The sequence below is a fragment of the Spiroplasma sp. ChiS genome (assembly GCF_002968355.1).
Taxonomy (GTDB): Bacteria; Bacillota_I; Bacilli_A; order Mycoplasmatales; family Mycoplasmataceae; genus Spiroplasma; species Spiroplasma citri.
Window position 1 is genome coordinate 1 of sequence record NZ_PUUH01000086.1, and the last position, 1,719, is coordinate 1,719.

Below are 1,719 nucleotides of genomic sequence, written 5' to 3' on the forward strand. Positions count from 1 at the left end.
TGGAAAAAGATTAAACCATTACCTTTATTTTACACTATTATTTTACCAATACAATACTTTTTATATATAAATACTAAACAAATAACATAAAAATGTTATAATAAAATTGAAATGCTGTAAAATACGACATTTTTAGTATTTCCATATGGAACAGTACTCAAATTGGACAAGAGGACATCCTGCTAAGATGTTAGGTCGGGTAACCGATGTGAGAGTTCGAGTCTCTCCTGTTCCGCCATTTAACTAGACTTTTTTTACTTAATTTCATAATTCTCCAAAAATAAAAAAATAACTTAATATATTTCATTGCTAATATAGCCCTTAAAACAAGTAATAACACTAAAAAAAGAGATTTAATAATCTCTTTTTTAATTCTTTTTAACAATCATAGTATTAAGCATATCTTTATATTCTTTATCTTGCTTTTCCATATATACCATTGTTTCTTTAATTTTTATTTGAAATTCTTTAAAATGATTAATACACAACTGCACAGGTCAATCACCCTGCATTTGTCTTACTAAATCACCATTTTCATTTTTTTTAAATCTCGCTAATACCTTATCTTTACAATCAGGCATCTCACAATCTAACGATTTTTTAATAACTGCCATTATTTTACCTCTTTTTACCAAATTTAATTTTAATTAAAATATATTTTATTTTTGATATTGTTTATCTAATTCTAAATATTTTTTTACAATATTATAAATTTCTTTCTTTTTAGTTGTTGAATTATTGTTATATGCCCTTGAAAAACTAGGGAAGGTTTTTCTATTATCCATAATACAACAACGTAATTCATTTTTTAAATTATAATAATTTTGATTATCTTTTCAAACATAATTATTATGATTTAACTGTTTTAATTTATCTTCTATTTCTTGTTCAACAGTTTCATTAATTTTTTTATTTTGATTAATTATTACTATAGTAATAATTACTATAACAAATACTCAAAAAATAATGTTGCCTATAATAAGAAGTAATAACCAATTTGGCATTTTTTATTCACCATTAACTTTTACATTACCATCATTATCAATAACTAAATTTGGCTCTGTTGTATCTAAATTTCAACGATATACTAATTTAAAATAATCATTATTTTTATTTCATTTAGTACTAAACCCTATTAATCCTTGCTTTTTAAAAATATATAATTCTTTTTGATTATTTATAGAAAGAATAAAGTTATTATATTCTTCTAATAAACCCTGTCTTTCATATTTATATTTAATAATTTTTCAGTTATCATTTTTATCACCACGTCACACAATAAAGTATCATTTATTATCAACTTGATTAAATGGTTTTTCTTGGGGTGATATTCATTCTAAAATACCATCTTTTGTAGTTATGTTATTTTTTTCTTTTTCTTTTTTTAATTCATCTTCGCTATATTGTGTGTTACAAGCAACTAAACTTGTTGTGCTTGTTCCTAGTAATGTAATTACACCAATAATACTTAATAATCTTTTCATTTTTATTCTCCTTTAACCTTTATATTACCATTATCGTCTATTTTTGGTATATCATTATCGGTTGGAATTGTATCTTTTGTTCAAATATATACTTCTTTTCAATTACTTGACCAACCAATTAAATCAGGCCGCCACTTATTATTAGTAGCATCGCCATCTGTTCCATCTCAAAATTTACGATTAATATTATATTTGTTATCATTAGTAAAATAGATTAATAAGTATCATTTATTAG

General features: G+C 23.1%; 4 protein-coding genes and 1 tRNA gene. 1 reads left to right on the forward strand and 4 read right to left on the reverse strand.

Going from position 1 to position 1,719, the window contains the following annotated elements:
• Positions 1-147 precede the first annotated feature (147 nt).
• Positions 148-238: transfer RNA gene (locus tag C6B38_RS03135), tRNA-Ser, on the forward strand.
• Between the two features lie 130 nt (positions 239-368).
• Here C6B38_RS03135 and C6B38_RS03140 read toward each other — a convergent pair.
• From C6B38_RS03140 to C6B38_RS09785, 4 genes are all read right to left on the reverse strand, one after another.
• Entirely contained in the window at positions 369-614 is a 246-nt protein-coding gene (locus C6B38_RS03140) for a hypothetical protein (protein ID WP_105298625.1), read from the reverse strand.
• Positions 615-659: 45 nt separating this feature from the next.
• On the reverse strand, positions 660-1,004 hold the full coding sequence (locus tag C6B38_RS03145) for a hypothetical protein (protein ID WP_105298626.1): 345 nt from the start codon (positions 1,002-1,004) through the stop codon (positions 660-662).
• A gap of 3 nt (positions 1,005-1,007) precedes the next feature.
• A complete protein-coding gene (locus tag C6B38_RS03150) occupies positions 1,008-1,484 on the reverse strand; it encodes a lipoprotein (RefSeq protein ID WP_105298627.1) in 477 nt (158 codons plus the stop codon).
• A gap of 2 nt (positions 1,485-1,486) precedes the next feature.
• Positions 1,487-1,719 (reverse strand): hypothetical protein (locus C6B38_RS09785; RefSeq protein WP_199558566.1); only part of this gene is annotated, 233 nt, incomplete at its 5' end.